Consider the following 12,907-nt stretch of genomic DNA (forward strand, 5'->3'; position numbering starts at 1 on the left):
CCCCCCCGACAGGAAACATCCCCCGTGCGATTCATCCTGCTCACCCTCCTGTGCCTGGTGCCCGGCCTCGCGCGCGCCCAGGCCGAGGAACTCGAGAACCCCGGCACCGTCTCCGCGGTGCAGGACCGCCTCTACCGCATGCACCACGAGCTGACGCTCGGCGTGGGCGTGCTGCCCGCGGACGCCTACTACAAGGGGCTCATCGGCAACGTCGGCTACACGTACCACTTCAGCGACAGCTTCGCGTGGCAGGTGGGCCGCGGCACGTACAGCTACAACGTGCAGACCAGCCTGCGCCGCCAGTTGGAGCGCGACTTCGACGTGTCCCCCACCAACACCGCCTTCGAGGATCAGGTGCAGTGGATGGTGGGCTCCGACCTGGTGTGGAGCCCGCTGTACGGCAAGACGTCCTTCCTCAACACCAACGTCATCCACTTCGAGGTCTTCCTCCTGGGCGGCGGCACGGTGGTGAAGGTGGAGCGCAGCGACGGTTTCCGTCCCGCCATCAACCTGGGCCTGGGCCTGCGCGTGTTCTCCAGCCGCAACGTGTCCTTCCGCCTGGACGTGACGAACAACACCGTCTTCGCGGGCGCGTCGCGCATCATCAACGTGCCCACCGTGCAGTTGGGCACGGCCTTCAACTTCGGCGCCACGGAATGACGTCCCGCCCGCTCATCGTCGCCGCGCTCACCAGCGCCGCGCTCTTCGTGTTCCCAACGGTCGCCCGCGCCGCCCCGGACGCGGGCCTGCCGCCCATGCCCGCCGCGCCCGCCACCGCGAAGCCCGGCACGCCTTCGGGCACCGCCGACGCGGGCACGCTCCCCTCCGACGCGGGCACCGCCGCCGCGCCCGCCGGTCCCGCCAAGGCCGCCGTCGCTGAAGCCCCGCCGCCTCCGCCCCAGAAGGTGGCGCCGGAGACCTTCGACAACGCCCTCAAGGCGTACTTCGACGGCAAGCCGCGCGACGCCGCGGGCCCCCTGTACGCGTGGCTCCAGGCCACGCCCCGCACGGACGACAACTATGCATGGGGCCAGTACTTCCTCGCCAAGAGCCTCATCGACCTGGGCCTCACCCACGCGGGCGCCACGTACCTGGCACGCATCGCGCGCGAGCGCACCAACCCCAACGTGCTGCCGCGCGCGCTGGACGCGTTGAAGGACCTGACGGACCGGCCGCACGACGAGGTGATGATCGACGAGCAGGTCTTCGGCGCGCTGGACCTGGGCTTCCTGCCGGAGGAGACGGGCGCGTACGCGCACTACCAGCAGGGCCTGGTGGACCTGCGCGTGGGCAACGAGCGCTGGGCCGGCACGCACTTCTCCAAGCTCCCGGAGACGAGCGCCGAAGCGAGCCGCGCGAAGTTCGCCCTGCTCGTCACCCGCCTCAAGCAGGTGAAGGATCCGCCGGACGAGATGGTGAAGGACTTCCTGTCGCTGTCCGAGGACGAGAAGCTCACCCGCGAGTCGCGCAACGAGGCCGCCCTCGCGGTGGCCCGCCTGCGCTACGAGCGCAAGGACTGGTCGGGCGCGCTGGACGCGTACGGCAAGGTGAAGCTGCCGCAGTTGGATCCGGGCCGCGCGAGCCTCTACCTGGAAGAGGCGTGGACCCGCTACAAGCTGGGCGACCTGCGCGCGTCCCTGGGCATCCTCACCACGCTGGACGCGCCGTCCTTCCGCGATGAGTTCCTGCCGGACAAGTACCTCTTGCGCGCGCTCATCTTCCGCGACCTGTGCCACTACCTGCCCGCCAAGCGCGCGGCGAAGGAGCTGACGCGGCGGTACGCGGACTCGCTGGAGTCCGTGCGCTCCCGCGACGACCTGAGCCAGGACGCGCGCCTGCGCCGTGCCGCCAACGCGCACGGTGGCACCAAGCGCGCCGCCCGGTTCGTGTCGCTGCTGGACCTGGAGGGAGAGCGCCTGGGCCGCTTCGCCGGCAGCTTCGGCGACCGGCTCTTCGGACACCTGACGCGGCTGTATGACCTGTCCCACGCGGAGGCCGTGCGCGTGTACGACGCCCGGCTCGCGGAGGCCGTGCGCCAGGAGGCGGACACGCTGTTGCGCGCCGCCGAACAGGTGCGCCTGATGGAGTACGAGGTGGGCCTGAAGCTGTATGAGCGCGTGAAGAAGGGCGCCCAGGTGGTGGCCGCCGAAGAAGAGCAAATGCTGTCCCCCGCGCAGGTCGCCTTCCGCTTCGACAACGAATACTGGAACGACGAGCTCAAGTCCTACCGGGTCCGCATCGAGAGCCGTTGCATCGAGGAAACCCCATGACCGGCCCGTTCACCGGCCTCATCACCGCCGCGATGCTCGCGGCCGCAGCTCCTGGCGCCGCCGGCCGCGTCGGGCCCAACCTCAACCCCATCGTCTCCAAGGCGAAGGAGCGCGACGAGCTCATCGCCAAGCTCAAGCGCGACATCTTCAAGGTGGACCGCTCCATCGGCGAGACGGAGAAGCTCATCTCCAAGAGCCGCAACGCCCCGTACCTCCCGGACCTCCAGTTCCGGCTGGCGGAGCTGTACGTGGAGAAGAGCCGCTACGTGTACTACCTCCAGGCCGAAGAGCGGCCGGAGGGAGCGTCGGGCGCCATCGTCTCCCCGGAGACGCGCCTGATGAAGCAGAAGGCGGTGCAGATGTACTTCCGCCTGCTGCGCGAGTACCCGGACTTCAAGGACGGCGATCAGGTGACGTTCTACCTGGCGCACGAGCAGCGCGAACTGGGCCAGTTCGATGAGATGCTCAAGACGTTGGGCGACCTGACGCGCAAGTTCCCCAACAGCCCGCTGCGTCTGGAATCCGAACAGATTCTCGGAGACCACTTCTTCGACAAGGCGGACCTCGTCGAAGCGGAGAAGCACTACCAGGCCATCCTGGAGCTGCCGCCGTCGCCGGTGCACGACCTGGCCCGCTACAAGATGGGCTGGATCCGCGTGAACCAGGCCAAGCACGCGGAGGCCGTCACGTTCTTCGAAGCGGCGGCCGCCAGCGCGCCCCTGCCCGGCGTGGACGTGAAGAAGGCGCTCAACGTCAAGCGCGAGGCGCTGCTGGACCTCGTGTACAGCTACACGGAGGCCAAGCCCCCCAAGGGCGCGCTCAACTACTTCGAGAAGCTCAGCGACAGCCGCGCCACGTACGCGCTCGCGCTGGACAAGCTGGGCAACCGCTACTTCATCAAGCAGCAGTACGAGTGGGCCATCCCCACGCTGCGCAAGCTGATGGAAGTGCAGCCGGACCCGGAGCTGGACCTGGAGCGCGGGCAGAAGCTGTACGACTCGCTCAAGGCCGCCAAGGGCAAGGTGCTGCCGGAGCCGGAGGACATCCGCTTCCTGGTGCGCGCCTCGGTGCAGAGCAAGACGGATCCGGAGCTCTCCGAGACGGACCGCAAGAAGCAGCTCGTGGAGCTGGAGGAGATGGCGCGCGACCTGTCCACCCAGGTGCACCTGGCGGCGCAGAAGAAGGACGAGCGCGACCTGTACGTGAAGGCCGCGGCGGCCTACCGCGAGTACCTGGGCCTGTTCCGGCCCGAGCAGTACGTGCGTCCCATCATGAAGAACCGCGCGGACGCGCTCTTCGCGGCCAAGGAGTTCCCGGACGCCGCGCGCCAGTTCGAGGAGCTGGCCCGCTACGAGGACAAGGCCAAGGCCAAGGACGACAAGGCCGTGGACGCGGCGATGTACGGCGCGCTGCTGGCCCACTTCTCCACGCTCAAGCCGGAAGAGGCCCTCAAGCGCAACGCCTTCGAAGTGGCCGACGCGCGGCAGGCCCTGAAGCTGTTGGGCGCCAACTACGTGTCGCGCTACCCGCAGAGCCCGCACGTGCTGGACGTGAAGTTCAACATCGCGCGCGCCCACTACGAGGACGGCGACTACCCCAAGGCGGCGGAGCTGTTCACCGCGTTCGCGCTGGCGCATCCGCAGTACAAGGACGCGCCGGTGGCGGGCAACCTGGCGCTGGACAGCCTCCGGCAGGTGAACGACTTCAAGAAGCTGGACGAGACGGGGCGCAAGTTCCTCGCGTCGTCGCTGCCGTCCAACTTCCGCGGGGAGGTGCAGAAGATCCTCACGCAGAGCAAGTCCGAGGCGCTGGACGAGCTGGCCCTGCAGAGCGCGCAGGAGACGGGCGACGTCATCTCCGGCCTGATGAAGGTCGCGGACGAGAACAAGAACACCGACATCGGCGAGAAGGCGCTCTACGGCGCGTTCACCGCGGCGCGCGAGAAGCGCGACCTGCCCCGCGAGCGCGAGCTGGGCACGAAGCTGGTGCAGTCCTACCCGAAGAGCCAGTACCTGTCGGATGTGCTGTTGACGCTCGGTCGGCACTCGGCCGAAGCGGCGGCCTTCACGGAAGCGGCCGGCTGGTTCGAACAGGTGGGCCAGAAGCTGGGCGGCGACCTGGCGGCGGTGGACGGCTGGATGGCCGGCGCGCGGCTGCGGCTGGCGCTGGGTGAGTACAAGGAAGCGTCCCGCAACCTGGAGACGGCGGCGGAGGCGGCCGGTGCTCGCAAGGGCGAGGTGCTGTCGCTGCTCGCCGAGACGCGCCTGAAGCAGAAGGACTACGCGCGGGCGAAGTCGACCGCGGAGTCCGCGCTGCGGCTGGACAAGAACAACGTGGCGGCCGCCGCGGTGCTCGCCGAGGTGCAGGCGGCGACGGCGCCCACGGCGAGCCCCGACGCGCTCATCGCCACCCTCACCGCCGCGGTGCAGGGCCCTAACGGTCAGTCGGAAGAAGCGGCCAAGGGCCTGTGGTACCTGGGGGAGATCCTCTTCCGCGGCTACAAGGACCTGCCCGCCGACAAGGTGGAGGAGAAGGTCGCCGCGCTCCAGGCCATGGAGGGCGTGTACACGCAGGCCGCGTCGCTCGGGTATCCGGAGTGGGCGGTGGCGTCGCTGTGGAAGATTGCCCTGGCGTACGGCCACATCGCGGACGTGGTGGACCAGACGCCGGTGCCGGGCGGGCTGTCCGCCGCGGAGACGAAGCAGTTCCAGGACGCGGTGAAGCAGCAGGTGGGACCGCTGAAGTCCCGCTCCGACGACGCCTTCAAGGCGTGCCTGTCCCGCGCGGAGTCGCTGGAGGTCTTCAACGCGGCCGTCCTGGGCTGCCGCAACCGTACGGACGTGGCCTCGCTGCCGGTGCCTCCGACGGCCGCGCCCACGCAGCCGGCTGCATTGGACGACCTGCGCAAGAAGGCGGAGAAGGTGTTGTCCGCCGAAGCGCTGGAAGCCCTGGGCATGGGCTACCTGGACGCGCACCAGTACGGCATGGCGCAGCTCACCTTCGGCCGCGTGACGGAGTTGCAGGACACGCGCGCCTCCGCGCACGCCGCGCTGGGCTGGGCCATGCTCAACCTGGGCGACGCGATGGGCGCCCGGGCCGCGTACGCCAAGGCGCTGGAGGCGGACCCCACCTACGACAAGGCCCGCCTCAACCTGGCCGCGCTGCGCTGCCGCTTCGGCGACACGGACGGCGCGCGCCGCGAATTGGCCGTGCTCAAGGACATGGGCACGCTCAACGGTCCGGACGTGGACGCGGGCTGGAAGGCGTGCAAGTGAGCGCGCGCCTTCGCTTCATCGCTCCGGCGCTGTTCGCGCTCGCCACCGCCGCGTGTGGCGAGGGCGAGGGCGGCGCGCTGGAGGGCAGCGTGACGCCGCTGCTGGACCTGCGCTACCAGCGCTCCGAAGCGCGGCTGGCGGAGGGCACGCTGGCGGTGAGCTTCGTCGACACGCAGGGCTCCGGGCAGGACGTGGTGCTCAAGGTGAGCGCGCGCGTGGCGGACATGCTGCCGGAGGACCCGGAGTACGCGGGCTCGCTGGACATCAACCTGGCGGAACCCCTGGAGGACGGCTCGCAGCGGGGCAGCGTGGACCGCAGCGTGCTGGATGAGCCGGTGCGTCCCTTCCCGCTTCTGGCGCGCGGCAACCTCTTCGTGAAGTCCCTTCCGAAAACCCCCGGTGACCGCGTGTCGGGCGAGTTCAACGTGACCTTCGTCAACGGCACCGACGTCTACTCCGGCCGCACCATCTTCGGCCGCTTCGAGGCGACCGCTCCATGAAGCGCACCCTGTTGTTGAGCCTGACCCTCCTGGCCTCCGCCTGCGGCCCGCGCTACGGCATGCGCGTGCCGGACTCGCTGGTGAAGAAGCTGCCGTACGAGACGCGCATCGAACTGCTGGAGTCGGAGAACGACCTGGCGCTGGCCATCGACCGCGTGGACGAAGCGGACAACGAGGTCAACCGCGCGCGGGAGAACATCCGCCGGGCCAAGTCCCGCCAGGAGGCCGCCGAGGACGAGGAGGACCGCGCCCCGGACGCGTCGTCGCGCGAGGTGGCGCAACTGGCCATCGCGGAGTCGGAGTCCCGCGTGGAGTTCCTGCGCGCGCACCAGCGCCTCAACGTGGGCCTGCGCGAGGTGGAGAAGCTGTCGCTGCGGTGCGCGTTCGCGAAGTTCGAACTGGCGCGACTCACCGCGGCACGCAAGGCGAAGGTGCAGGGCAGTGAACGCCTGGAGGTCAAGGAGTACGAGGAGCAGGTGTCCGAGTGTGAAGCGGCCGTGAAGGAAGAGCGCGCGGCGCTTGCGGAGGACACCAAGGAAGCGCAGACCGCGAAGGAAGCCTGGGAAACGAAGAAAGCCGCCCTCGCCAAGAAGACCTTCGACGCACGCGCCAGCCCCTACGTGGAGAACCTGTGATGACGAACGCCACCGTCCTCATCCTCCAGTTGCTCGCTGCCCAGGCCCCCGCTCCGGAGGCCGCGCCTCCTGAGAAGCCCGCCGTCGCCGCACCGCGCGCGGACAAGCTCCCGGATGACCCGGACGCGCTCTACAAGCTGGGCACGGCCTTCCTGTCGCAGAACCAGCCGCGCCGCGCGGTGGCCCCGCTGACGAAGCTGGTGGGCCTCACCCCGGACGGCGTGCCGGCGAGGGTGGCCCTGGCGCGCGCCCTGCGGCTGTCGGGCGACGTGGACAAGGCGAAGGCGGTGCTGGACTCAGCGCTGGCGGGCTTCCCGGAAGAGGCCACGCTGCGCTCGGAGCGCGGGCTGCTGGCGCGCATCCAGGACGACACGGACGAGGCCATCACCCAGTACTCGGTGGCGACGGAGCTGGCGCCGCAGGACGCGGAGCTGCGCTTCAACCTGGGCGAAGTGCTCCAGCGCGCCAGCCGCACGGACGACGCCATCGAGGCGTACCGCGAGGCGCTGAAGCTGGACGGCAAGCTGCACGTCGCGCGGGTGAACCTGGGCAAGGCGCTGGCGGAGAAGGGCCAGAACGCGGAGGCCAAGGAGACGCTGCGCGAAGCGCTGCGCCAGAAGGACGGCGACGCGGAGGCGCACTACAACCTGGGCGTCATCCTGATGCGGGAGAACGACGCAGCGGGTGCGTTCGCGGAGTATCACGCCGCCATCAAGGCGGACCCCAAGCACGCCCGGGCGCAGAACAACCTGGGCGTGGTGCTGGACGGTCAGGGCAACGCGCGCAAGGCGGCGGAGGCCTTCACGCGCGCCATCGCGTTGGATCCGAAGTACGCGGAGGCGCACTTCAACCTAGGGCTCGTGTGCTTCCAGTTGGGGGAGAACGCGAAGGCGACGCGCGCGTTCGAGAAGGCGCTGCTGCTGGAGCCCCGCCGTTCGAGCGGTCCCTACACGCAGTTGGGCCAGCTCTACCTCGCGCAGGGCAAGAAGACGCAGGCGGTGTCCGCGTTCCAGAAGGCCATCGAGAAGAGCGCCGACGACGGGAAGAAGACGACGGAGGCGTACCAGGGGCTCGCGCGTGCGTACCTGGGGCTGGGCAAGGTGGACGAGGCGGTGGCCACGCTGAAGACGGCGGTGGAGACCTTCCCGGACGAGCCCGGCACGCGCTCCGGCTACGGCGACGCGCTCCGGGCCAAGGGCGACCTGGACGGCGCCATCGCGCAGTACACGGAGAGCCTGCGGCTGGCGCCCACGACGGAGAACCGGCTGGTGCTCGCGGAGGCCTACGCGAAGAAGCACGTGGGCGCGCAGGCCAGGCCTCTCTACCAGGCGGTGCTCAAGGAGGATCCGAACCACCGCGGGGCGAAGCTGGGGCTCGCGGATCTGCTGCTGGCCATGGGCGACTACGTGGAGGCGGAGAAGCTCCTGACGCCCGCCGCGGGCGAGGAGCCGGACACCGCGGCGCTCGCGCGGCTGGGCATCCTGCACTCGCGGCGTGGCCGGCCGGACCTGGCCGTGCCGGAGCTGGAGGCGGTGGTGGCGAAGGACCCCGCGCAGTTGGAGGCCCGCGCGGAGCTGGGCTTCCTGTACCTGCGCGGCGGTGACGAGTCGAAGGCGGTGCAGGTGCTGAGCGACCTGCTGGCGGTGGAGCCGCGCAACTCGCTGGGCCTGCTGTACCTGGGCCACACGCTGTACCGGCAGGGCAAGGCGAAGGACGCGGAGAAGTCCTTCCGGGGCGCTTCGCAGGTGGACCCCATCGCGGGCGAGCCGCACTTCGCGCTGGCGCAGCTCCTGGAGTCCACGGGCCGCAAGGACGAGGCGAAGAAGGAGTACGCGGAGGCGGTGCGGCTCCAGCCCGACCACGCGGACGCGAAGACGGCGTTGCAGAAGCTCGCCTCCGACGTGCCCTGAAGATTCCGCCCTGCCCCCGGGCGCGTCGAGCGCCGGGGGTGCTGTCCCAAGGCAGGCGCGCTGCCCATGGCCTGCCGCATCGCCAGCCCCTTCGAGGCGGCGGGCGAATCAGCGAGGCCTCCGGCGTGAGGCTTCGCAGGAGCAAGGCCCTCCACCGGCGCCGTGAGTGACGTCGTCTCGTGGTGACCGGTCGTCGCCAGCCAACGGCCTGGCTGATTGGAAGGGGCCGGGCCGACGACACACTGGCGGGCCCGCTTCCGCGACCTCACGTTCCACACATGGACCCGGGCGGACTGGCTGTCTTCAAGACACTGGTGGGAGTCGCGATTCCGCTGGCCGCGTTCGCCACCGGGCTGGAGACCTCCCGGCGCGTCAAGCTGCGCTGGCTTTGGCACCAGCCCGCGCTCCTCCTGCGCTCGCTCCTCGCGGTCGTGGTGCTCGTCCCCCTCTGGGCCCTGCTCGTCCTGGCCGTCAGCAAGCAGCCCGGGATGGTCGAAAACGGCCTGCTGATCTCCGTCTTCGCGATGGGCATGGGGCCTCCCGCGACGCTCCAGCGTGCACGGAAGCCCGAGCAGGAGGTGGCCTACACGCTCGGGCTGAACATCACGCTGCTGGCGCTTGCCATCGGGGTCCTGCCCGCGGCCATCGCGCTGCATGGGGCCCTGGTCGGGGGCACCCTGTCGCTGGCCCCGGAGAAGGTCGCCGCCCTGGTGCTGTCGCGGGTGTTCATCCCGCTCGCCGCGGGGCTGTGCCTCGCACGCTTCGTCCCCAAGGTCGCGGCGCGGATCGCGCATTTCGCCGGCAGCTTCGTGACCGGGGTGATGCTGGCCGCGGCCGTCCTGGTGCTCTTCCTCGCGTGGCGGCCCCTGCTCGCACTTGGCGCCCGGGCGTGGCTCACCAGCGTCGCCATCGTGCTGCCAGCGGTCGCGGTGGGCTACCTGCTGGGCGGACCCCATCGTGAGACACGAAGTGTCCTGGCGGCCTTCACAGCGCTGCGCTTTCCCGCGCTGGCTTTCTTGATCCTCGCGCAGACCGCGTACGGACGGAGCGCGACGCCGGTGGTGCTGATGTACGTCCTGACCAGCCTCGCGGTCGTGGGTCTGACCGAGGCACTGCGCAAGGCCTGGACGAAGCGTCACCGCCTGCCCCCGAGAGAGGTTCAGCATGGCGAAGAAGCGGAAGCCTTTTGAAGCGGCCGTGCCCGATTCGCAGCCGGAGAAGCCGAGAATCAACCTGCCTCCTGGAGGCGCCCCCAACATCGTCGTCGTGCTCCTGGACGACGTGGGGTTTGGTACCTCGAGTGCCTTCGGCGGCCCCGTCCCCATGCCCACGCTGGAAGCGCTGTCGCGGCAGGGGCTGCGCTACAATCAATTCCATACCACCGCGCTGTGCTCTCCCAGTCGAGCGGCGCTGCTGACGGGTCGCAACCATCACAGCTCGCACATGGGCGCCATCTGCGAGATCGCCACGGGCTACCCGGGCTACGACAGCATCATCCCGAAGAGCACGGCGACGCTGGGCAAGGTGTTGTGCCAGAGCGGCTACAACACCGCCTGGTTCGGCAAGGGACACGTGACGCCCATGTGGGAGGTCAGCCCGGCGGGCCCCTTCGACCGTTGGCCCACGGGCCTCGGGTTCGAGCGCTTCTACGGCTTCCTCGGAGGGGAGACCTCGCAATGGGAGCCGGCCCTCTATGATCAGACCACGCCCATCTCGCCGTACCTGAATCAGGAGGGCTACCACCTGACCGAGGACCTGGCGGACCAGTGCATCTCCTGGATCCGCAACCAGAAGGCCTCCGCGCCAGAGAAGCCCTTCTTCATCTATTTCGCCCCGGGCGCCGGCCACAGCCCGCACCACGTGGCGAAGGCGTGGAGCGACCGGTTCAAGGGCCGGTTCGACCAGGGCTGGGACGCGCTCCGCGAGCAGACCCACCGCCGACAGCTAGAACTCGGGGTCATCCCTTCCGGAACGAAGCTCACGGCACGCCCCGAGGAGATTCCCTCCTGGGAGGACTACCCGGACCGCTACAAGCCGGTGGCCTCACGGCTGATGGAGATCTTCGCGGGCTACCTCGCGCACACGGATGCGCAGGTGGGCCGCGTCGTGGAGTCCATCCAGGACCTGGGGGTCTGGGAGAACACGCTCTTCATCTACGTCGTGGGAGACAACGGGGCGAGCGCGGAGGGCACCCTCCACGGCGCCTGGAGCGCCCCCTCCTTCCAGAACGGCGTGCCCGAGGATCCCGAGTGGCTGCTCGCGCACATCGACGACCTGGGGACAGCGCGCTGCGAGAACCACTACAACGTGGGCTGGGCCTGGAGTCTGGATGCGCCCTTCCAGTGGATGAAGCAGGTGGCCAGCCACTTTGGCGGCACCCGCAACGCCACGGTGATCTCCTGGCCCAAGGGCATCCAGGACGCGGGCGGCCTGCGCTCCCAGTTCCACCACCTCATCGACATCATGCCCACGGTGCTCGAAGCCGCGGGCATCCCCGCGCCGGAAGCGGTCGACGGCGTCGAGCAGAAGCCGCTCGAAGGCGTCAGCATGCTCTACACCTTCGCGGACAAGGACGCGCCGGGCCGTCACACGACGCAGTACTTCGAAATCCTGGGCAACCGCGCCATGTATCACGACGGCTGGATTGCCTCCTGCTTCCACGGACGCGTCCCATGGATCCGCTCCCAATCACTGCCGTTTGGCGCCAGCGAGCGCTGGGAGCTGTACAACATCGCCGACGACTTCAGTCAGAGCGAGGACCTGGCCGCGAGGTTCCCGGAGAAGCTGGAGGCACTGAAGGCGCTCTTCGACACGGAGGCGCGCAAGTACAGCGTCTACCCGTTGGATGACAACACCACGCAGCGCGCGCTGCCGCAGTACCGGCCAAGCCTGCTGGAGGGGCAGCGGAAGGTGACCTACTACCGCGAGAACGTGCGCATGCCGGAGCTGGCCATCGTGAACATGAAGAACACCTCCTTCGTGCTCACCGCGGAGCTGGTGGTTCCCGAAGGTGGCGCGGAGGGTGTCGTCGTCTGCCAGGGCGGCAGTCTGGCCGGGTGGTCGCTGTATGTCCGAGACGGGAAGCCGGTGTACTTCTACAACTGGCTCGGCCACGAAATGTACTCGGTCGAAGGCGCGGATCCGCTCCCGGAGGGCGCTGTCGAACTCAAGGTGGTGTTCGACTACGACGGCGGTGGCGTCGGGAAGGGAGGGATCGCCCGGCTGCTCGTCAATGGCCAGCCCGTGGCCGAGGGGCGCATCGAGAAGACCGTCCCCTTCCTGTTCTCGATGAGCGGCGAGACGTTCGATGTCGGAGAGGATACCGGCGCGCCCGTCGGCCCGTATGCGCACGGCTTCGCGTTCACGGGGATCATCCGGAAGGTCGTCATCGAGCTGCCTTCGGGGCCTGACGAATCCACCCGGCGGCAGGTGCACGCGGGACAGGTCGATGCCGCGCTCATGTCCCAGTGAAGCGCTCTCCGACCTTCATGGGCCCGCGCGCGCTCACTCCCGCGCGCGCATGAAGTCCACGGGCAACGGCGGTCCGGTGGGCGTGGGACGGGGTCCCTCCGCGAGCGCACGGCCGAAGCGGTAGCGCGCCTCCGCGTGGACGCCGAAGGCTTCGCCCTCCGCGCTCGCCAGCAGCACGAGGTCCTCCTCGGGGCTCACGCCCTCGGGGAGCCCCACCGTCCAGGGAACTTCCTGGACATCGCCCTCCAGCACGATGGGAGACGTGGGCCCGTCATGGAGGACCATGCGTGACGGCACCCGCAGCGACACCTCCACGGGCGCGGTGAAACCCGGGCTTCGCTCCAGCCGCGCGACGAGCCGCACGGAGACCCCGCTGGAGTCCACCACCCGCCAGGAGACGTGCAGGGGCGCGGGGACCCGGGCCGTGGTGACAACACCCCCTGTCCGATTGGGATCCGTGTCCGGGGCTGCTTCGCCCGGCCCCTGCGCGAGCCCTCCAAGCGCGCTGGAAGGGACGGTGCCGCCCGTCCCCGCCATGAAGACGGCCCCGGTGTTCCGCGTGTCGTGTGACGGGGTGTGCCGAGGCAGCTCCGGGTGGGAACGCAGCGGGACCGGGTGCGCGGAGGCACGGGAAGCCTGGGCGCTCCAGTGGGGCACCTCTTCCGTGGGAGTCGACAGGTCGGAAGCCCGGGGCGGTTTCTTGCGCCGCACGCGCTCCACGCCCGAAGCAATGCCGGCCGACAGCGCACCGATGAGGGCCAGGGCCAGCACGGCCCCCGCCATGCGTCTTCGCAACCTGGAGCGAGGAAGCGTCATGGACGCGGTCCGCCAGCTTCGAGGCTTGGA

At 69.7% G+C, this 12,907-nt stretch carries 9 protein-coding genes; 8 read left to right on the forward strand and 1 reads right to left on the reverse strand.

From position 1 onward, the window contains the following. Positions 1–24 precede the first annotated feature (24 nt). The 8 genes from D7V88_RS09080 to D7V88_RS09115 all read left to right on the forward strand — a co-directional run bounded on the left by D7V88_RS09080 (position 25) and on the right by D7V88_RS09115 (position 12,061). Positions 25–660: an outer membrane beta-barrel domain-containing protein gene (locus D7V88_RS09080; protein ID WP_120540223.1), complete on the forward strand. Its 636-nt coding sequence runs from the start codon at positions 25–27 to the stop codon at positions 658–660. Beyond that, on the forward strand, positions 657–2,270 hold the full coding sequence (locus D7V88_RS09085) for a hypothetical protein (RefSeq protein ID WP_120540224.1): 1,614 nt from the start codon (positions 657–659) through the stop codon (positions 2,268–2,270). Before D7V88_RS09080 ends, D7V88_RS09085 begins: the two co-directional genes overlap by 4 nt. Next, complete coding sequence (locus tag D7V88_RS09090; RefSeq protein WP_120540225.1) at positions 2,267–5,545, forward strand: tetratricopeptide repeat protein; 3,279 nt, start codon at positions 2,267–2,269, stop codon at positions 5,543–5,545. Before D7V88_RS09085 ends, D7V88_RS09090 begins: the two co-directional genes overlap by 4 nt. Next, complete coding sequence (locus D7V88_RS09095) at positions 5,542–6,045, forward strand: hypothetical protein (protein WP_244238067.1); 504 nt, start codon at positions 5,542–5,544, stop codon at positions 6,043–6,045. Before D7V88_RS09090 ends, D7V88_RS09095 begins: the two co-directional genes overlap by 4 nt. Continuing rightward, positions 6,042–6,680, forward strand: coding sequence for a hypothetical protein (locus D7V88_RS09100; protein ID WP_120540226.1), 639 nt, complete (start codon positions 6,042–6,044; stop codon positions 6,678–6,680). Before D7V88_RS09095 ends, D7V88_RS09100 begins: the two co-directional genes overlap by 4 nt. Further along, complete coding sequence (locus tag D7V88_RS09105) at positions 6,680–8,590, forward strand: tetratricopeptide repeat protein (protein ID WP_120540227.1); 1,911 nt, start codon at positions 6,680–6,682, stop codon at positions 8,588–8,590. Before D7V88_RS09100 ends, D7V88_RS09105 begins: the two co-directional genes overlap by 1 nt. 278 nt (positions 8,591–8,868) lie before the next feature. Further along, on the forward strand, positions 8,869–9,780 hold the full coding sequence (locus D7V88_RS09110) for a hypothetical protein (protein ID WP_120540228.1): 912 nt from the start codon (positions 8,869–8,871) through the stop codon (positions 9,778–9,780). Continuing rightward, positions 9,755–12,061 (forward strand): arylsulfatase, encoded by a 2,307-nt coding sequence (locus D7V88_RS09115; protein ID WP_120540229.1) that lies wholly within the window; start codon positions 9,755–9,757, stop codon positions 12,059–12,061. The genes D7V88_RS09110 and D7V88_RS09115 overlap by 26 nt, the downstream gene beginning before the upstream one ends. Before the next feature lie 33 nt (positions 12,062–12,094). Here the strand turns inward: D7V88_RS09115 and D7V88_RS09120 are convergent, their stop codons facing one another. Continuing rightward, on the reverse strand, positions 12,095–12,844 hold the full coding sequence (locus tag D7V88_RS09120; protein ID WP_120540230.1) for a hypothetical protein: 750 nt from the start codon (positions 12,842–12,844) through the stop codon (positions 12,095–12,097). Positions 12,845–12,907 lie beyond the last annotated feature (63 nt).

This window comes from Corallococcus terminator (assembly GCF_003611635.1).
GTDB lineage: Bacteria > Myxococcota > Myxococcia > Myxococcales > Myxococcaceae > Corallococcus > Corallococcus terminator.